The following is a 19171-nucleotide window of genomic DNA, read 5'->3' as shown; positions in this document are numbered from 1 at the left end:
GAACAAATGTCTACCACAAAAACACAAAAAGACTGATTTTACATGATGTAAAATCAGTCTTTATTTGTTATTCTGCTTTTGGTTTTTTTAATACACCTACAAGGACCGCTGTCACAATGGCACCAATTAAAATTGCTAGTGCATATAAAAGAGGATTTCCTTGTACAATTCCGATAACGAATACACCGCCGTGTGGTGCTGGTAAACCGATGTGGAACATCATTGTTAAAGCACCTGCTACTGCAGCACCGATAACCGATGCGGGAATAACACGGCCTGGGTCAGCTGCTGCGAATGGAATCGCACCTTCTGTGATAAATGAAAGACCCATTACATAACACGTTTTACCTGTTTCACGCTCTTGGCGAGTAAATTTGTTTTTGAACAAAGTTGTCGCAATAGCCATACCTAGTGGCGGAACCATACCGCCTGCCATAATCGCTGCGTGTGGAGCATAGTTTCCAGCATCAATCATTGCGATACCAAATGTAAAGGCTGCCTTATTAATAGGACCACCCATATCAATAGCCATCATACCGCCTAAGATAATACCTAATAATACTAAGTTACCCGTGCCAAATCCACTTAACCAGTGCGTTAACCCTTTGTTAATTGCACTAACTGGCTCATTTACAACATAAAGCATAATCAATCCTGAGATAAAAATCCCAAATAGCGGATAAAGAAGAACTGGCTTAATTCCATCAAGAGCTTGCGGCAGGACGCTGAACAATTTCTTTAATCCCACTACTACATAACCCGCTAAGAAACCAGCGATTAAACCACCTAAGAAACCGCCTCCGCCAGAAGCTGCTAAAAGACCTGCAACCATACCAGGAGCTAAACCAGGACGATCAGCAATACTCATTGCAATGAACCCTGCTAGTACCGGTACTAGTAAAAAGAATGCATTATCTCCGCCAATTGTTTTTAGCGCCGCTGCAAACGCATTGTACGTTGGATCTTTCGGTTCTGCTGAGTGAATACCAAACATAAATGAAATGGCGATTAAGATCCCGCCCCCTACAACAAACGGAAGCATTGCTGATACACCGCTCATTAGGTGTTTGTAAAACCCTGTACGCTCTGATCCTTTACTTTCTCCGCCTTCTTTGCTGCCACCCCCGCCGCTGTATACAGGAGCGTCTCCTTTTAACGCGCGGTTAATTAATTCTTCGGGCTTACGAATTCCTTCAGCTACTGGAACTTGAATAACTTTTTTACCTGCAAAACGTTCCATTTCTACTTGCTTGTCCGCTGCAACAATAATAGCGGTAGCGTTTTCAATTTCTTCCTTCGTCAACGCGTTTTTAACACCGCTGGAACCATTTGTTTCAACTTTGAGCGTCACGTTCATGTCTTTCGCTTTTGCTTTTAGGCTATCCGCTGCCATATACGTGTGGGCAATTCCCGTTGGACAAGCCGTTACAGCAAGCACTAATTGATCTGAAGCTGTATCCACTTCTTCTTCCGGCGCTTCATTTTCAGTTTCTTTATCATCAATTGCTTTAATGACTTCATCAATTGATGATGCTGTTAGCAACGTTTTTCGGAACGATTCGTCCATTAATAACGTAGACAAACGAGATAATGTTTCTAAGTGAGCATTATTCGCGCCTTCACTCGCTGCAATCATGAAGAATAAATGTGCAGGCTGTCCGTCTAATGATTCATAATCAATACCTTCTGTTGAGCGTCCAAATGCAATGGCCGGTGTTTTTACCGAGCTTGTTTTTGCATGCGGAATGGCAATGCCTTCCCCAATTCCCGTTGTACTTTGAGATTCACGATTTAAAATTGCTTCTTTATAGCCAGCTCGGTCGCTTAAGCGACCAGCTTCGTCTAATTTTCCAACTAACTCATCAATAACATCAGCTTTTGACGTGCTTTTTAAATCAAGAATGATTGTATCTTTTTTTAATAGTTCTGTAATTCTCATTCTCGGTTCCCCCTACTCTACCTTTGTGATTGACACTTGTTCACGAAGCGTCTTTACATCTTCTGCTGTACATAATTCAAGTGAGAATGCTGTGGCACTTCCTGAAGCAACTCCTGTTTGAAAGGCTTCTAATAAATCCCCTTGCTTTACATAAGAAGCAATAAATCCAGCTACAAGTGAATCGCCAGCTCCAACAGAATTTTTCACTGTTCCTTTAGGGACTGTGGCACTGTAGACACCGCTTTCGTTAATAAGAAGTGCTCCATCGCCTGCCATGGATACAACGACGTTTTGCGCTCCTTGTTCCACAAGCTTTTTACCGTATACTAGCGCATCTTCTGCACTGTTTACTTCTACATCAAACAATTCTGCAAGTTCATGATGATTTGGTTTGATAAAAAACGGCTTGTGAGACACGACGTCTAGCAAGGTTTTTCCACTTGCATCTACTACTACTTTTACTCCGTTCGCTGCTGCTAGTTCCGTTAACGTTTCATACACAGAACTTGGAAGCGTTTTCGGTATACTTCCTGCTAATACGAAGATATCGCCTTCAGTCATTTGCTTTACTTGAGTCAATAAAGACTGAAGCGCTTCGTCTGTAATAGCAGGCCCTTGACCGTTAATTTCTGTTTCTTTTTCCGTTTTTAACTTTACGTTAATGCGGGTATCTCCATCAACTCTTGTAAAAGCTGTTTCAATATTCTCCGCTTTTAAGTAGTCTTCGATATAGGTTCCTGTAAAGCCGGCTACAAAACCGAGAGCTTTATTATCAACATCTAATCGCTTTAAAACGCGAGAGACGTTAATGCCTTTCCCTCCTGGAAACTTGGCTTCATTCGTTGTGCGGTTAAGTCCGCCTTCTTCGAATGCTGAAACATGTACTACGTAATCAACGGATGGGTTCAACGTACATGTATAAATCATGATTTCACAACCTTTATGTCTGTTTTGTTTGCATACTGTATAAGTACATCACTAGGTACGTCATTTGTTATAATTTTTGCTTCATGTAAATCGGCTATTTTCGCAAAACTTGTTTCAAAAAACTTAGTAGAATCTGATAAAATATAAGATTCTCTAGAAAGCTTCATTGCCGTTTGCTTGATCAATGCTTCTTCTGGATCAGGAGTTGTATATCCATATTGATGATGAATCCCATTCGCTCCCATAAAGCACTTATCAAAACGATACTGCTCAAGACTTAAAAGAGCTCCATTGCCAATTAAAGCGCCCGTTTTATGTTTAACAGATCCTCCAATTAAATAGAGGGTGATACCTTGTTCTAACATCGGGTTTAAATGCATTAAACCATTTGTCACGACAACTACATCTTTTTGCTTCAAAAAAGGAATCATTTCATACGTTGTAGTTCCTGCATCTAAAAAAATACAGTCACCTTCATTTATAATGGAAGCCGCATACTCTGCAATGTTTCGTTTATCTTGAATATTTTTAGCAGATTTTTCGATAACGCTCAGTTCGATTCGTTTACTGCGAATAAGCGAAGCGCCACCGTGAACACGTTTGAGCATTTGCTCTTCTTCTAGTTGACTTAAGTCTCTTCTAATTGTGGATTCCGAAGCGCCTGTAACTTCGATAAACTCTTGCACTTTTACAAGTTCTTTCTCTTTTAAAAGTTTTAAGATTAGTTGATGTCTCTCCGGCGTTAACATGTTCTAGCTCCTTTTTCAAAAAAGCGTTTTCATTTATTTCATGTACTTACTTTATCACGGTTTACATTCAAAATCAATCATAAAAAATCAAAAACATTCATTTTTTTAATTACAAAATAAAGTTTTTTGAACGAACAATTAGATTTGCATTTGTTTTGATAATAGTTTATACAAAAGGAAATAAGCTGGTAATTCAAGAATTTGTCTACTTTTCTCATTATATGTAAAGGTTTTCTTGCAACTAATTAGCTATGACTGTTTTTGACTATTTCTTGACCGATTTAATTTCTCTTGACTGAATTATGTTTAGCTTGTCCTGTTTTAATGAGAGCCTATACATCAAAAAAGTTGTCCACCTTTTTGGACAACTCAAAGTGACCCATCATTTAAATAAAAACAGAAGCATATATAATATAGAAGCAAGGGCAGAAGAAATAGCCAAACTTGAGATAAAACGAACGAGTCTTTTCTTAATGAACTGCGTTAATTCAATTTCTCTTACTTGAGTTTTTTCATTTTGCATACAATATCCCTTCTTTAATCAAAATTTCCTAGTAGCTAAAAGTGACTACTCGCAGAATATGCTTTTATGTATTGTATGCAAGCGTTAAAAAAAAGATACAAATTCAACAAAAAAGCTACTCTTAGCTAGAGTAGCTTTCATCTTTCCATACATCTGCTTCAATTACTGCATCCGCTCGAATCGAATATGTATAACAAGGCCCTGTCACCATCAGCGTATTCGACTGCAGAGAAACTTTATCGATTGTCACTCGTTCATATCTTTGAATATGTCCTGCTTCATAGACGTGAAGGGTTACTGGATGATGCTCCGAGTAACTGTTCATAATGACATTTTCAATATGCTCAATCTTTTCTTTTTTCAACCCTAAAGACTGCTTATGCGCCTCGGGACTGTACATTTTCTTCATTTTCTCTAAATGCTCAGGCATTACTAACTTCGCATACTGTTTTAATTCATCTTGATACACGTTCATTCTCCCCCTTGACTCTTGCTTCTATTTTACCGAACGAACATTCTCATTGCAAAACTTTTTAATCAAAATAAAAGCAAACAATTCATTTTTTCATACTCCATAAAAACTGTCAAAAGATTTTATGTTGATAGCAGAAATTGATTTTTTAAAAAATAATAATATCCCATCTTTAATTCAGCCTCTAGAGTTGGTATAATACATTGTCATGACTGTGTTTTCGGAGTTTTTGATGATTGGAGGTAACGTTCATGATCAATAAAATAAAAGAAATTATCCTCATTATTCTAGGAAGCCTCATTTTCGCACTGGCCATTAATTATTTTGCTATTCCAAATGAATTAGCAGAAGGCGGCGTAACCGGTGTAACAATGATTACCTATTATGTACTAGGCTGGTCTCCTGGTATCACAAACTTTATATTAAACGGTTTGCTGGTACTGATCGGATACAAATTGCTTCACAAACGTGTGATTGCTTACACAATTATATGTATTATTTTCACATCTCTATTCCTACATATAACTGAAGGACTGGGAAATCCTCTTGACGATACGCTACTGGGGGCTATTTTTGCTGGTATTTTAGCCGGTGTAGGACTCGGGCTTGTGTTTAGAGGTGGCGGAACTTCCGGAGGCTCGGCAGTTATCGCCCGCTTAGCTAATCAATATCTAGACTGGAATATTAGCAAAACGATGCTAGCAATTGATTTATTAGTTGTAGCAAGCGCCTATTTTGTCATCGGTGGAGAAAAGACGATGTACACGGTTATTTCTCTTTATATCGGAACAAAGGTGCTTGATTATATTATTGAAGGACTTAACCCCCGCAAAGCAATCACTATTATTTCACACCGTTCAGCTGAAGTAGCCGAACAAGTTAACAAAAAGATGCAGCGAGGCGTCACTGTCTTTTCTGCTCATGGAAGCTATACAAAAGAAGCAAAAGACGTATTGTACGTAGTTGTGAACAAACAAGAACTATTAGAGTTAAAGCGCATTATTCATAAAGTCGATGAACAGGCTTTTGTGGTTGTCCACGATGTGCGAGACGTCTTTGGAGTAGGTTTTACTATTCCAAAAGCCAGCTAAAAACCCGCTGTAAAAAAGCGGGTTTTTTCTATTATATATGTTTGCGCTGAAAATACAGTAAACCTGCTGTAATAAAAAGAAAAAACTTTCTTGTAACGATAATAAAAAAGCGCTTCAATGAAAGCCTAAAAAACTAAAAGGCGATGCCTTTTAGCTTTTTTCTTTACACGTCCATTTAATTAACAAACCGCAATGCGTTAATCCTCCTCCAAACCCATAGAGAATAAGAAGGTCATTATCCCGTACTTTTCCTGTCATTATTCCTTCGTTCAAGGCAAGTGGAATAGAAGCTGAAGATGTATTTCCGCAGTATTGTACACTCGTTAACGTTTTATCCATTGAAACACCTGTTTTAGCACAAATAGCTTCAATCATCCGAAGGTTTGCACTGTGCGGAATAAACCAATTTACATCAGAAAGAGAAATGGAAGTACCCTTTAACAATGCTCCTACTCCTTTTGGAATCGTTCGGACAGCAAAGCGGTATACTTCACGCCCATTTTGAACTAAATTTCCGCTCGCGTTAATTTCTTTTCCTGAAAGAGTATCAGATAAATTAGAACGATATAAATTCACCCCTCCGCTTCCGTCCGTTCCGTAGTGACATCCTAAGAAACTTGGATTATGCTCATCGTATTCTACAAGCATAGCTCCCGCTCCGTCACCGAACAGCACGCAGGTGGCCCGGTCCGTATAATCTGTAATTTTCGACATGACTTCAGCACCAATAACTAAAATCTTTTTATGCAATCCGGACGTCACTAAGCCGTTCGCCACGTGAAGTCCATATGTAAAACCGGCGCATGCGGCACTTAAATCAAATGCAGCAGCTTGATCAATATGAAAGTAATCTTGAACCTGACATGCTACGCTAGGAAAAAAGTGATCCGGTGTTGTTGTCGAAACAATAATTGCATCTACATCTTCTATTTCTACAGCATATCGGTTGAGCAAATTTTCAACTGCTCGAATGGCAAGCGTAGACGTGTATTCGCCTTCACCAGCAATTCGCCGTTCTTTCATTCCCGTGCGCTGTACAATCCATTCGTCACTTGTATCAACCATTTCTTTTAAATGGTCGTTCGTTAATTTTTGCTTTGGTGTATATATCCCCATTCCTGTGATTCTAGCTTTTGATTGCATCATTTCTCCACCTCAAATCAGTTTATACTTAATTATAACACCTACTTTTAATATCTGGTACTAATTTATTAATAGATAAAAAGCGCAAAGGTATACCCTTCACGCTTTTTATCAAATAGAATAATCTTCTGGAATAAATACTTTTAGCTGCTTAGGCTTTACATACACCTGCTCTCCTACTTGAAGGCTGAGTGTTTTATAATGCTCTTTGCTTAATTCAGCTTCTAAAAATTCTTCTGCATCTTCTCTTTTTAATTCAATTTGCACGATAGGTCCTATCACATGAATATGGCTAACGGTTGCAGAAACGGCATCTGCGCTTGTTTTTACTTTTTCAAGGTGAATATCATGAGGTCGCACATATCCAACAGCTGCTTCTTCATTTCTTCCGCTAAATTCTGGAACATCCATTTCAAAGCTTCCTTGTTTTAGCCTGCCTTTATGAATGCGACCCTTAAATAAATTGACGTTTCCTAAAAAATCGTACACAAATGGACTGTTAGGATGATCATATACTTCCTCAGGACTTCCAATCTGCTCAATTTTCCCGTTGTTCATTACAACAATACGATCAGCTACATCTAAAGCTTCTTCTTGATCATGCGTAACGAATATACTCGTAATATGAAAGTCATTATGCAATTTACGCAGCCATCTGCGTAAATCTTTACGAACTTTCGCATCCAAAGCGCCAAAAGGTTCATCTAATAGCAGTACTTTCGGTTCCACTGCTAACGCTCGAGCAAGCGCTACTCGCTGGCGCTGTCCTCCCGATAATTGAGAAGGATAGCGATTTGCAAGCGGCTCTAGTTTCACAAGCTGCAGCAGCTCGGTTACTTTCTTGTTAATGTCCATTTTAGAAGGTCTTGTTTTTTTAGGTCGTACTTTTAAACCATACGCAATGTTATCAAACACAGTCATATGCCTGAACAAAGCATAGTGTTGAAAAACAAACCCTACATTCCGCTCTTTTGGATTTACGTGCGTAATTTCCTTTCCATCAAATAAAATAGCTCCTTGGTCAAGATGTTCAAGACCGGCAATGATGCGAAGCAAAGATGTTTTTCCAGAACCGGACGGACCGAGTAAAGCTACTAATTCACCCGTTTGAATATCAATGTTAATAGAATCCAGCGCTTTAAAATCACCAAAGTTCTTTGATACGTGCTTAATATGGATACTCATCTCATAAGCTCCTTCCTTTTTAAATATGTTTGGCTTTCCACTCAATAATATTTTTTACAATTAATGTAAATATAGCTAAAACTGACATTAAAGATGCTACCGCAAACGCTGCTGCAAATTGATATTCATTGTAGAGAATTTCAATATGAAGAGGCATCGTATTTGTCATTCCTCGAATGTGCCCCGACACAACGGAAACAGCTCCAAACTCTCCAATCGCCCTCGCATTACATAAAATGATTCCATATAATAAGCCCCATTTAATATTAGGTAATGTCACTAGAAAAAAAGTTTTGAAACCGCTGGCTCCTAACGTTAACGATGCCTCTTCTTCGGCTGACCCTTGAGCTTGCATGAGTGGAATCAATTCTTTGGCAACAAACGGAAGCGTTACAAAAAGGGTAGCTAATATAATACCGGGAATAGCAAAGACAATTTTGATGTCGTGATTAAACAGCCATTCTCCGAACAACCCTTGTGCACCAAATAATAAAATAAAAATCAATCCAGCAATAACAGGCGAAACGGCAAATGGTAAATCAATAAGCGTAATTAAAATATTCTTTCCTTTAAAATCAAACTTCGTAATTAACCATGCAGCTACCACGCCAAAAACGGCATTTAACGGAACGGTAATCAGCACAACGATTAACGTTAGTTTAATAGCAGCCAGGGCATCTGGATTTGTAATCGCAGCGAGATATGTTTCCCACCCTTTTTGAAAGGCTGTTATAAAAATCGTGATAAGCGGAAGCACTAAGAATAGAGCTAAAAAAGCCAGTGCAATAAATGTAAGCAGCCATCGGACGACTTTGGGCTCTTTTAAACTAGAATGAGTGATTTCAACAGTCGTTTTTGCGTGCTGCATTGGAACATGTCCTGCCAATGTCATCCCTCCTTAACTATGTATAAATTTACGATTTGTCCACCATTGAATAATATTAATAAGTAATAACAGAAAAAATGATACAACGAGCATGACTGATGCAATAGCAGTAGCTCCCGCATAATCGTACTGCTCGAGTTTTGTCATAATAATCAGCGGCGTAATTTCAGTTTTCATCGGCATATTTCCAGCAATAAAAACAACGGACCCATATTCTCCAAGCGCTCTTGCGAATGAAAGAGAAAAACCTGTTAAAACAGCCGGCACCAGCTCCGGAAAAATAACTTTTCTGAACGTTTGCATTCGGCTGGCTCCTAAACTAGCAGATGCTTCTTCGATCTCTGCATTAAAGTTTTGCAATACCGGCTGCACCATTCGGACGACAAACGGCAGACCGATAAACGTAAGAGCGATAATAATTCCGATAGGCGTAAATGCGATTTTAAACGTAAATAATTGACCAATCCATCCTTTCGGAACGTAAAGAGTGGTCAAGGCAATGCCGGCAACAGCCGTTGGCAAGGCAAACGGCAAATCCACAAGTCCGTCAATAAACCTCTTTCCAGGAAAATGATACCTCACTAATACCCACGCAATAATGGTTCCAAAAATAACATTAATGATGCCGGCTGCAAATGCTGCTCCAAAACTTAATTTATACGACGCTACTACTCTAGGTTCTGTAACAGTTTTAATAAAGTCGCTCCATCCCATAGATGCCGTATTTAAAAAAATCATAGCTAACGGAAAAAGCACAAGGATACTTGCATAAAACATCGTAAAACCTAAAGAAAGCCCAAATCCAGGTAAGATGCTTTTCTTTTTTTTCTGTCGTTGTAACACACTCACGTCTTACACCTCTCTCTGCTTTCAAGATACATGTACACAGAAGATACGAATCACCATTCGTATCTTCCTCGTTCTACTTTTTTAATGAATCATATTACTTTGGCTGATAAATCTGATCGAATGTTCCCCCATCATTAAAATGCGTTTCTTGAGCTTTTTTCCAGCCGCCAAAATCTTTAATAGTGACTAGGTTAAGCGAAGGGAATTGATCTTTGTGTTTCTCTAATACTTTTTTATTTCGAGGACGATAGTAGTTTTCCGCTGCGATTTCCTGACCTTTTTCTGTATATAGGTATTTTAAGTATGCTTTTGCTACCTTTGTCGTGCCTTTCTTTTCAGCTACTTTATCTACTACAGCAACAGGTGGCTCTGCTAAAATACTTAATGACGGTGTTACAATTTCAAATTTATCTTTTCCTAGCTCATTTAACGATAAGTAAGCTTCGTTTTCCCATGCAATTAACACGTCTCCAATGCCTCGCTCTACAAAGGTAGTGGTAGCTCCGCGTGCGCCTGAGTCTAACACTTCGACATTTCCATAAAGCTTACTCATGAAGTCTTCAATCTTTTTGTTATCGCCGTTATATTTATCCTTCGCATATGCCCATGCAGCTAAATAATTCCAGCGCGCGCCTCCAGAAGTTTTTGGATTTGGCGTAATAACAGATGTACCTTTTTTCGTTAAATCATCCCAATCTTTAATTCCTTTTGGATTTCCTTTACGAACTAAAAAAACAATTGTTGATGTGTATGGTGTAGAATTATGAGCCAATTCTTTTTCCCAGTCTTTGTTTAATAATTGACGAGTTTGAGCGATTTCATCAATATCGTAAGCAAGCGCCAGCGTTACTACATCCGCTTCTAAACCGTCAATAACTGCTCGGCCTTGCTTACCAGAGCCACCGTGTGATTGCTGAATAGTGACGTCTTGCCCTGTTTTATCTTTCCAATAAGACGCAAAGCTCTTATTGAACTCCTGATAAAGCTCACGTGTAGGATCATATGAAACGTTTAAAAGTTCTACTGGTTTTTTTGAATCGTTTTTACTCGCAGAACTATCTTTCCCTGCTGTTTCAGTAGATTTTCCATTGCCGCAACCTGCTAGCACCACGAGCAGTGCTGTCAGCACCATTAAAAACTGAACTGCTTTTTTCTTCATGTTTTACTCCCCTTTTTATAAAAAAATACAAAAAGGCCGCTATCTCTTAAAAAAGAGAAGCAGCCTTCAGTTAGTCTGATCAGCGTATATGCTCTTAAATTATTCTTATTAAATTTATTCGTAAGAATAAAAAGAAGATACTTTCTGAAAAGACAATTTATTCTTGTTTTTATAATAAACACACTTTACCCATTAGTCAACTAGGTTTTGAATCTTTTTTACACTTATTTTAGTTCTTTTTACGTATTTTCCTTACTTACTGCGTGCCTGATACTCTTTTTCTAAGTCAGAGAGTGTGAGTTCAAAAAGATGATGATTTTCTTTTTTATAAATCCCTTTTTTCAGTAACTCTTCAATGAGGTATTGTTTTCTTTGGCGCACCGCTGCTCGTAATAAATTTTCCATCTTTTCTCCTCCTATTATATTAATTTAAGAATAAAAAAAGACTCCTAACACAGGTCAGAAGCCTTCGGTAATCCGATCAGCACAGGAATGAAACTGTCAGATCTTCATAATTTTAAAACGTATAAAGCTGCTGCTTTAGTAGCTTTACACTTTTCATCTTCATACTCATACAACCTCTAACTCAATTTTAATTCGAAAAATTCTAAATCTTCGACCGAAAAGAAAGTCAATTCTTCTTCGAATGCGCACGTTTTCTATATTTAATACAGTACTTGCTTACCCCGCCGTCAAGCGTTCGCTATCTAGACAGGCCCTTCAGTTTCTCTAAATACGTATTGAAATAAGCTTATTTGTGGCTTGCTACTTTGCTTTTAGCTAAAAAGCGGTTTTTTTCCGTGCTGTCCACTTGAGTAATTTGTCCGTCGTGAAGAGTAATTAGTACAGAACCATAGTTGATTTCAGTTAGTAATTTAACAATATAATCTAATTTTTCTTGTGTAATTGAAGCCATTTTATCATTCTCCTATTCATAGATAAATTTATATTTTAGTTGCAGTTGAATAAACAAAGCGAACAACATCTATAAGTACTTGTATAATGTGCAGAAGATAAATACATCGTAATCCTCCCCATATGTTCAGTTGAAGATTGAGATTTTAATGACCACAACCAATGTACAGAAAAGGCCCACACCAGTAGCGAACAAGTATGAGCCTTCGGTTGACCGATCAGCTTCTTTAGCATCCCAATTTTTTCAAAAGATTTATACTATCTATATTATTTACACTTTACCTATATGTCAAGTAGGGATTAAAAAAATAAATAGATATTATTAATTTTTTTTATATCTTTGACCTAATAAAAAAGACTCATCTGCATGAGCTTACACAGACGAGTCTTTTTTATTCCTATTTTTTTGGATAGGCAAAGTTACCGTAAAGATGCTTCCTTGTTCTTTTTTGCTTTCAACACGTATTGCGCCCTCATGCAGTCGCACAATTTTTTTTGTAATAGCTAGACCGAGGCCGCTTCCTTTTAACGTTCTGGACTTATCTACTTTATAAAAGCTTTCAAAAATATATTTTTGATCTTCTTCGATAATACCAATTCCATTATCCTTTATTTTCACGTATATTTCTTCGTTTTTTTGATGAATGGATATTTTCACAAATCCATTTTCAGGCGTATATTTAACAGCATTTGTTACTAAATTTAGCCAAACTTGCTCTAACAAATCTTTATCTGCTTCTATTTGAACATTGGATAAATCAAGGTCAATTTCTATGTTCTTTTTTATCCACTGAGGTTCTAAAGCCATGACCACATGCCTGATTTGTTCATCTAACCGGTATTGCTGCAGCATTAGCGTTTGATGTTCAGAGTCAAGAGAAGCAAGCTTTAGCAAATTGGAACTAAGCTGAGATAGTCTTGTACTTTCTTTTTCGATAATCGTTAAATATTGTATCTTTTTATCTTCACTGACGATATCATCTTTAAGTGCCGCTGAAAAACCGCGAATAGAGGTCAGCGGTGATTGAATTTCATGCGAAACGCTAGCAATAAACTCTTGCCTCATCGTTTCTATTTTGTTTAATTCTTTAGTCATTTGATTAAAGTTTTTAGTTAACAGACCAATTTCATCATTCGCTGCGTGCTCGACTTGCACATTGTATTCGCCTTGTCCGACAAGTTTCATCGCTGTACTGAGACGCTTAATCGGTTTAATAATAATCGTTGAAACATATGCAAACAATACAATACCTACTAATAAAATCGTAATAAGCTGGATATTTTGAACATCTTGAATAACTGAAAATTGCCGCTGTGGATGAGACTGAATAAATAGAGCATACGACCGCCCATTTTCTTTAAAAGGAAGACCCACTACGTTTGGCTGTGGACGATCCCCTTTTTCCTCGTTTAAATTAGAATAACGCTTCCCGTCTAATACTTGATCTACTTCTTTCGGTGTAATTGGAATAGGCGGTCCCGGCTGTCCTAATACTTTCTCTTTATGCTGATCATCAATAATAATAAACGAAAAATGAATGAATGATGAATTAGATAAAAATCTTGCAGCTTTATCGGAGTCTTCTGCTCCGTACAAATCGATAAAATCTTCTCCCATCTTCACCATATCCTGACCTAATCGCATTTCGAGCTTCTGCTTGCTAAGAAATGTCGTGACAACAACGGTAATCACAACGCTCAATAAAATTGTAATGATGAACGACAGAACCAGCTTTACATAAATTGATTTCACGTTAACACCCTTCTGCTCTATAGCCTAGTCCGCGAATTGTTTTGATTTCCATACCGACGTTTTTCATATGATTAAGCCTCTCTCGCAGACGTTTTATGTGAACGTCTACCGTGCGCTCATCACCTTCATAATCATATCCCCAAATTAATTGAATAAGCTGATCACGAGTAAAAATCTTTCCTGGAGAACTAACTAATGTGAACAGTAATTCAAACTCTTTTAACGGTAGCTGTTCGCTTGTTTCTCCTGCACTCATCTCTAATTTGGTACGGTCCAATTTTATATTCCCCATATAAATTACATTGTTAGCTTCTACTCGGTACCTGCGTAAAAGGGCCTTTACACGAGCAACCATTTCCTGAGGATCAAAAGGCTTCACGACATAGTCGTCTGTTCCGATATCAAATCCTTTTAGTTTATCATGCGATTCGCCTCTAGCTGTTACCATCAAAACCGGTATATCAAAATACTCCTTAATTTCCTTTGTTAGTTCCCATCCGTCTTTAAATGGCATCATGATATCAACGACCGCTAGATCAATTCGAAACTCTTCCATTTTCGCCCACGCTTCTTCACCATCTGCTGCTTTTATAATTTTAAATCCTTGATTTTCTAAATATAATGATATCAGCTCTCGAATGTGTTGATCATCATCTGCAACTAATATTTGAATCATACATGTCTCTCCCTATTCCTAAGTTTGTCCAGCTTTTACGCACAGTAAGCTCTCTGTTTATACCAAACAGAGAGCCACATAAGATCATACAATGATTTTATACTTCAAATATGAACTGAATATGAACAAACTGATTAACTCTTATTAGCTGAAGTTGTTTGCTCGTTCTTTTTCTACAATTCCTTCCAAATACGATAAAAACGTTTGACGTAAATCTTTACGCTTTAACCCCACTTCTACCATTGCTTTCATATAGCCTACCTTATCTCCAATGTCAAAGCGCTGCCCTTCAAGTTCAACAGCAAACAATCGCTCTTTTTCACATACCACGCGCAGTGCATCTGTTAATTGTAATTCATTTCCTACCCCTCTTTCAATCGTTTTTAGATAAGAAAAAATAGAAGGGTTTAAAATATAGCGGCCCATAACGGCAATAGTTGACGGAGCTTGTTCTATTGATGGTTTTTCAATCAAGTCATTCACTTCATGAAGGCTGCCAGATTTATTTCTCGGCTGAATAATGCCGTATTTTGATACTTCTTCCACATCCACTTTTTGAACTCCAATAACTGATTGATTAGTCGTTTCATACGCTTGAATCATCTGTTTAAGCGCAGGTTCTTCAGAAGTCATAATATCGTCTCCAAGAAGAACGGCAAACGGCTCATCTCCAATAAATTGCTCAGCACAAAGAATAGCATGACCAAGTCCTAACGGCTCTTTTTGACGAATATAGTGAATACTGGCCATTGATGAAATCGTTTGTACTTCTTTTAACATTTCGAACTTGTGCTTTTCTTCAAGCATTTGCTCTAGTTCAATTGATTTGTCAAAATGGTCTTCAATTGATTTTTTATTTCGACCTGTAATAAAAATAATACTTTCAATACCTGACTTCTACAATGTATTGTACAGCAGGCTTATCGACAATTGGCAGCATTTCTTTGGGCTGCGCTTTTGTCGCTGGCAAAAATCGAGTTCCTAAACCGCCTACTGGAATAACTGCTTTTTTTATCGTCATATATGAATCCCTCTTTCTTTTTTAGTAGTAAATACAAATAATTTGGTGCCAATAAAATTGATACCGACACTTACGGTTGTAATTAAAAGTTTACTGATTAGCAGTGGTATACCCCATTTATTATATAGAACAGTCAACAGAAAAGATGTTAGGGATAAAGTGATTAAATTCACGATCACGAATGAAATCACTTCACGCTTACTGCTTTTTTCTTTTTTCTCAAACGTCCATTTACGATTCATGACATAACTGTTTAAAATGCCCGCACTGTATGAAATCCACTGCGCTAGTATGTAGTTCACACCGATTGTTGTTAAAAGTGCGTATACTGCAAAATCAATCAGTGTATTTACAACTCCTACTAACGCAAATTTAATCAAGGGTATCCATTTGTTAGTCACGAAGTGATACTTCCTTGCGTGTTTCAAGCTGATACTTTTCACGGACGATATAGAGTGGACGATTTTTTGTTTCATCGTAGATGCGGCCAATATATTCTCCGATCATACCAAGAATGATTAAAATGATGCCGCTAAAGAATAGCTGAATGACAATTAATGACGACCACCCTGTGATGGTGCTGTCTGTAAATAACTTCAAATACAGCACCACTAAAAGATAAATAAAACCAACACCTGATAGCGTTACACCAGCATAGCTAGCTAGCTTCAGCGGTTTATAGGAGAAAGACGTAATGCCATCCATTGAAAGCTTCAGCATCTTTTTCAAAGGATATTTTGACTCCCCGGCCAAACGCTCGTCTCGCTCATATTCTACTGCTATTTGCTTAAAGCCAACCCAGCTTACTAATCCGCGAACAAAGCGATTTTTTTCTTGAATGCTATTCATTTGATTGCACACTTTACGATCTAGCAAACGGAAATCCCCTGTATCGAGCGGAATATCAATATCGGTCATCGCACGTAAGAAACGATAAAACATAGCCGCTGTTTGCTTTTTAAAATATGTTTCTCCTTTTCGCTTTGTACGCTTAGCGTATACAACGTCAAATCCTTGCTTCCATTTTTCAATCATCTCTAAAATTAATTCGGGCGGGTCTTGCAAATCAGCATCAATCACAACGACCGCCTCTCCTCGTGCATAATCCATACCAGCTGTAATAGCAATTTGATGACCAAAGTTACGGGCAAAATCTAATAAAACAACCGCTGGGTCTTGCTCACTGTACTCTTTAATAATTTCTGCCGTTCGGTCTCTACTGCCGTCGTTCACGAAAAGAAGCTCGTAAGCTTCTTTCGTTGAACGCATCACTTCTGTTAGACGGCGATAGGTTTCATGAATCACTTCTTCTTCGTTGTAGACAGGAACAACAATAGAATATTTAATAATTGAACTCATGTTCATGTCCTCCTTATTTAAGCGTTATTTCGTATAATGTTCCGTTTCCAGATGGTCCTTGCTGAGAACTTGATGAAGTAGACTGCCATTTGGAAGAAGGGATTTCCTTACTATTTTCTTTAATCCACGTGATAACGTCAGATTGGCCTCCCTTACCCATTCCAGACAGGTAGAAATATTTCACTTCACCTTTTTTAATCATAGATTTTAATTTACTCACCGTTAGAATTGGATCTGAACCGCTAAATCCTCCCATTGCCATGACTGGCTTGCCCGTTTTGATAATGTAAGGCGCAGCTGAAGTTGAATCCGTTGTGGCAAATAAATATTTTTCGCCTGTATTATTTTTTGTTAAATAGTTTAGTAGCTTTGTGTTTACTTCTGCGTTCATCCCTCCACTTTTTCGTTTTGAAGATGATAATTTGCTTGAAGAGCTACTTGGCATTTGCATTTGACCATTATTTTTGGACGAGCCTCCTGGCATTTGACCGCTGTTTGACGATCCGCTTGGCGGCTGCATTTGACCATTATTGGACGAACCGCCCGGCATTTGCATTTGACCGCCGTTCGATGAACCGCTTGGCGGCTGCATTTGATTGTTTGAAGATGAATTGCTGTCAGAGCTTCCTGGAGGCTGCATGCCGTTAAAGCCAGACTGTTTGCTATTTGTAGCTGTGCTTGGAGGTCCTCCCATACCGCTTGAAGAATCAGGACCTGCTGCTGGAAGCATGCTATTTCCACCATAAATAATTGGTGTCATCGCCCAGTACGCCGGCATTGCAAGCAAGACAACCATTGCTGCTACTCCTAAATAATTCGTTACAGAATTTTTACGCTCTTTACGAATAGCTAAAACAAGAGCTAAAATGACGCCCAGTGCCCCTACACCTGCAATTGGCGCTACGCCGATTGAGCTGACATAAGGAGACATGATATATACTTGAAGCGCTGCTGTTGTTAAAATACCACTCGGCAGCAGCCATGATTTCCAGCCATTATGCTGTTTGTACATACTCCATAAAGCTACTGCTCCCGCTCCTGCAAATGCTGCGATTGGAGGTGCCAGCATAATTAAATAATACTGATGGAAAAATCCTGCGATACTAAAGAAAACAGCTACCGGCAGCAGCCAAGCTAACCAAAATAAACTTTCTTTTTGTTTTGCCGTGTAAGGCCCTTTAAATTTCACTCCAGCAAATAGACCCACGATTGAAAAGATTACAAATGGTAATAACCAGCTGATTTGATCTGATAACCCTTTTTGGAACAGTCGGAATGGACCAGGGTTCCCCGTGTTGAACATTCCGTTTTGATTTCCTCCATCTGGAGCCTGCATCTTTTGAGAAGAGCTGCTCTTGCTTTGATTTGAGCTTTGTGAAGACTCAGCATTTGAATTACTCGTTTGTTTTGTTTCACTGCTTGCTGTTTGCTGCTGAGCTTGAGCAGGCTGTTTATGACTGCTTCCCGTCACGCTTGTATTTCCAGTTAAACGATTGATACCGTTATATCCAAAAGCAAGCTCTAGAACTGAATTTGTTTGACTGCTTCCCATATAAGGACGCTTATCAGCCGAAGTTGAATCTACTACAACTGCCCATGAGACAGAAACAGCAAGCATCAGTGCAGTTGCTGTTGTTAAAAAAGCAATTTTCCTTTTCCACGTAATTTTGGTTGCCACTACATAGAAAACATAGAATGCTGGTAAAACCATGTATGCTTGAAGCATTTTCATGTTAAATGCAACACCAATCATCGCAAAAGACGCTAACACCCAGCCAAATTTAGCTGTACGCACAGCACGAAACAACATCCACGTTGCTACTAATAATGTAAACACAAGCATACTATCAATATTATTTGTTCGGCTTACCGCGGGCACAATTGGCGTCAGAGCCATCGCAAGAGCAGCAAACCTCCCAGCCCATACGCCAAACGTACGTTTCACGAGTACGTATAGTAAAAGAACTGAACCGATGCCTGCTAATGCTTGCGGTAAAATGACGCTCCACCCGTGAAATCCAAATATTTTGGCGCTAATTGTCTGAATCCAAAACACAACCGGCGGCTTATCAATGGTTACATAGCCTCCTGGATCAAAAGATGCGTAAAAGAAATTATGAAAACTTTGAAGCATACTTTTGACAGCTGCCGTGTAATAAGCGTTGGCGTATTCATCTGTCCAAATTTTAAATAAGTTCAAAAACGCTGCAATTAAAACAATTGGAACTAAAAATAAGTCTATTCTTTTTTTGTTTGAAGTCCGTTCTTCTTTCACTTCACTGTTCATGTGTTTCATTTCACTCCTTCGTAATTTCTGACTTTAGTCTAACAAGCTTATGTGAACTGATTATGAACATTGAAAATAATGTTTTTATTTTTTAAAAAGCTATTTGACCTCTTACGCTCAGCAATGAAATATTTTACAATTAAAGAATCAAGTACATGAAATGAAAAGGATCTTTCTTGGATGCTGCAGCTTCTATGAAACATTCTTATCAACACTTCATCCACTTCTTGCTGAGAA

18 protein-coding genes and 1 pseudogene are annotated in these 19171 nt (G+C 38.2%); 1 reads left to right on the top strand and 18 read right to left on the bottom strand.

Annotated elements, in window-relative coordinates; translation table 11 throughout:
* Nucleotides 1–67: 67 nt before the first annotated feature.
* The 5 genes from ACMX9J_RS01530 to ACMX9J_RS01510 form a co-directional block, all read right to left on the bottom strand.
* The gene (locus ACMX9J_RS01530; RefSeq protein ID WP_028413530.1) at nt 68–1939 is read right to left on the bottom strand and encodes a PTS fructose transporter subunit IIABC; all 1872 of its coding nucleotides are present in this window, start codon (nt 1937–1939) and stop codon (nt 68–70) included.
* 12 nt (nt 1940–1951) lie between these two features.
* A complete protein-coding gene (gene pfkB, locus ACMX9J_RS01525) occupies nt 1952–2866 on the bottom strand; it encodes a 1-phosphofructokinase (RefSeq protein ID WP_028413531.1) in 915 nt (304 codons plus the stop codon).
* Nucleotides 2863–3615, bottom strand: coding sequence for a DeoR/GlpR family DNA-binding transcription regulator (locus ACMX9J_RS01520; protein ID WP_028413532.1), 753 nt, complete (start codon nt 3613–3615; stop codon nt 2863–2865). The genes pfkB and ACMX9J_RS01520 overlap by 4 nt, the downstream gene beginning before the upstream one ends.
* Nucleotides 3616–3997: 382 nt before the next feature.
* Nucleotides 3998–4138 (bottom strand): hypothetical protein, encoded by a 141-nt coding sequence (locus ACMX9J_RS01515; RefSeq protein ID WP_013056833.1) that lies wholly within the window; start codon nt 4136–4138, stop codon nt 3998–4000.
* 121 nt (nt 4139–4259) lie between these two features.
* Complete coding sequence (locus ACMX9J_RS01510) at nt 4260–4613, bottom strand: YolD-like family protein (RefSeq protein WP_033578844.1); 354 nt, start codon at nt 4611–4613, stop codon at nt 4260–4262.
* A 248-nt stretch (nt 4614–4861) separates the two neighbouring features.
* On the opposite strand from ACMX9J_RS01510, the gene ACMX9J_RS01505 reads away from it, so the two are divergent.
* Nucleotides 4862–5701, top strand: coding sequence for a YitT family protein (locus ACMX9J_RS01505; protein WP_028413534.1), 840 nt, complete (start codon nt 4862–4864; stop codon nt 5699–5701).
* 150 nt (nt 5702–5851) lie between these two features.
* Here the strand turns inward: ACMX9J_RS01505 and ACMX9J_RS01500 are convergent, their stop codons facing one another.
* From ACMX9J_RS01500 to ACMX9J_RS01440, 13 genes and pseudogenes are all read right to left on the bottom strand, one after another.
* A complete protein-coding gene (locus ACMX9J_RS01500; RefSeq protein WP_098626795.1) occupies nt 5852–6847 on the bottom strand; it encodes a ketoacyl-ACP synthase III in 996 nt (331 codons plus the stop codon).
* Nucleotides 6848–6955: 108 nt separating this feature from the next.
* On the bottom strand, nt 6956–8029 hold the full coding sequence (locus ACMX9J_RS01495) for a sulfate/molybdate ABC transporter ATP-binding protein (protein WP_033578842.1): 1074 nt from the start codon (nt 8027–8029) through the stop codon (nt 6956–6958).
* 19 nt (nt 8030–8048) lie between these two features.
* Nucleotides 8049–8915, bottom strand: coding sequence for a sulfate ABC transporter permease subunit CysW (gene cysW, locus ACMX9J_RS01490; RefSeq protein WP_033578841.1), 867 nt, complete (start codon nt 8913–8915; stop codon nt 8049–8051).
* A 12-nt stretch (nt 8916–8927) separates the two neighbouring features.
* Nucleotides 8928–9764 carry a sulfate ABC transporter permease subunit CysT gene (gene cysT, locus ACMX9J_RS01485; protein WP_033578840.1) on the bottom strand — a complete coding sequence of 279 codons (837 nt, stop codon included), beginning with the start codon at nt 9762–9764 and terminating at the stop codon, nt 8928–8930.
* Nucleotides 9765–9858: 94 nt separating this feature from the next.
* On the bottom strand, nt 9859–10923 hold the full coding sequence (locus tag ACMX9J_RS01480; protein ID WP_028413544.1) for a sulfate ABC transporter substrate-binding protein: 1065 nt from the start codon (nt 10921–10923) through the stop codon (nt 9859–9861).
* 252 nt (nt 10924–11175) lie between these two features.
* On the bottom strand, nt 11176–11328 hold the full coding sequence (locus tag ACMX9J_RS01475; protein WP_013056825.1) for a Fur-regulated basic protein FbpA: 153 nt from the start codon (nt 11326–11328) through the stop codon (nt 11176–11178).
* A 346-nt stretch (nt 11329–11674) separates the two neighbouring features.
* Nucleotides 11675–11839, bottom strand: a complete 165-nt coding sequence (locus ACMX9J_RS01470; RefSeq protein WP_013056824.1) for a YezD family protein — start codon at nt 11837–11839, stop codon at nt 11675–11677.
* Nucleotides 11840–12211: 372 nt separating this feature from the next.
* On the bottom strand, nt 12212–13591 hold the full coding sequence (locus ACMX9J_RS01465; protein ID WP_176344139.1) for a sensor histidine kinase: 1380 nt from the start codon (nt 13589–13591) through the stop codon (nt 12212–12214).
* A gap of 1 nt (nt 13592) precedes the next feature.
* On the bottom strand, nt 13593–14267 hold the full coding sequence (locus tag ACMX9J_RS01460) for a response regulator transcription factor (protein WP_013056822.1): 675 nt from the start codon (nt 14265–14267) through the stop codon (nt 13593–13595).
* A gap of 144 nt (nt 14268–14411) precedes the next feature.
* Nucleotides 14412–15288: pseudogene (gene galU, locus ACMX9J_RS01455) on the bottom strand (UTP--glucose-1-phosphate uridylyltransferase GalU).
* Nucleotides 15285–15689: a GtrA family protein gene (locus ACMX9J_RS01450; protein WP_033578837.1), complete on the bottom strand. Its 405-nt coding sequence runs from the start codon at nt 15687–15689 to the stop codon at nt 15285–15287. The pseudogene galU and the gene ACMX9J_RS01450 overlap by 4 nt, the downstream one beginning before the upstream one ends.
* A complete protein-coding gene (locus ACMX9J_RS01445) occupies nt 15682–16647 on the bottom strand; it encodes a glycosyltransferase family 2 protein (RefSeq protein WP_033578836.1) in 966 nt (321 codons plus the stop codon). Before ACMX9J_RS01445 ends, ACMX9J_RS01450 begins: the two co-directional genes overlap by 8 nt.
* Before the next feature lie 13 nt (nt 16648–16660).
* Nucleotides 16661–18943, bottom strand: coding sequence for a glycosyltransferase family 39 protein (locus ACMX9J_RS01440; RefSeq protein ID WP_176344140.1), 2283 nt, complete (start codon nt 18941–18943; stop codon nt 16661–16663).
* Between the last annotated feature and the right edge of the window lie 228 nt (nt 18944–19171).

The organism is Priestia sp. RMT2NF4, from assembly GCF_047872835.1.
Lineage (GTDB): Bacteria > Bacillota > Bacilli > Bacillales > Bacillaceae_H > Priestia > Priestia zanthoxyli.
This window is presented reverse-complemented; position numbering and strand designations above follow the sequence as displayed.

Coding starts and splice junctions, on each gene's coding strand:
- ACMX9J_RS01530 (WP_028413530.1), bottom strand. CDS start 1,939: ATGAGAATTACAGAACTATTAAAAAAAGATACAATCATTCTTGATTTA.
- pfkB (WP_028413531.1), bottom strand. CDS start 2,866: ATGATTTATACATGTACGTTGAACCCATCCGTTGATTACGTAGTACAT.
- ACMX9J_RS01520 (WP_028413532.1), bottom strand. CDS start 3,615: ATGTTAACGCCGGAGAGACATCAACTAATCTTAAAACTTTTAAAAGAG.
- ACMX9J_RS01515 (WP_013056833.1), bottom strand. CDS start 4,138: ATGCAAAATGAAAAAACTCAAGTAAGAGAAATTGAATTAACGCAGTTC.
- ACMX9J_RS01510 (WP_033578844.1), bottom strand. CDS start 4,613: ATGAACGTGTATCAAGATGAATTAAAACAGTATGCGAAGTTAGTAATG.
- ACMX9J_RS01505 (WP_028413534.1), top strand. CDS start 4,862: ATGATCAATAAAATAAAAGAAATTATCCTCATTATTCTAGGAAGCCTC.
- ACMX9J_RS01500 (WP_098626795.1), bottom strand. CDS start 6,847: ATGATGCAATCAAAAGCTAGAATCACAGGAATGGGGATATATACACCA.
- ACMX9J_RS01495 (WP_033578842.1), bottom strand. CDS start 8,029: ATGAGTATCCATATTAAGCACGTATCAAAGAACTTTGGTGATTTTAAA.
- ACMX9J_RS01480 (WP_028413544.1), bottom strand. CDS start 10,923: ATGAAGAAAAAAGCAGTTCAGTTTTTAATGGTGCTGACAGCACTGCTC.
- ACMX9J_RS01475 (WP_013056825.1), bottom strand. CDS start 11,328: ATGGAAAATTTATTACGAGCAGCGGTGCGCCAAAGAAAACAATACCTC.
- ACMX9J_RS01470 (WP_013056824.1), bottom strand. CDS start 11,839: ATGGCTTCAATTACACAAGAAAAATTAGATTATATTGTTAAATTACTA.
- ACMX9J_RS01460 (WP_013056822.1), bottom strand. CDS start 14,267: ATGATTCAAATATTAGTTGCAGATGATGATCAACACATTCGAGAGCTG.
- ACMX9J_RS01445 (WP_033578836.1), bottom strand. CDS start 16,647: ATGAGTTCAATTATTAAATATTCTATTGTTGTTCCTGTCTACAACGAA.
- ACMX9J_RS01440 (WP_176344140.1), bottom strand. CDS start 18,943: ATGAAACACATGAACAGTGAAGTGAAAGAAGAACGGACTTCAAACAAA.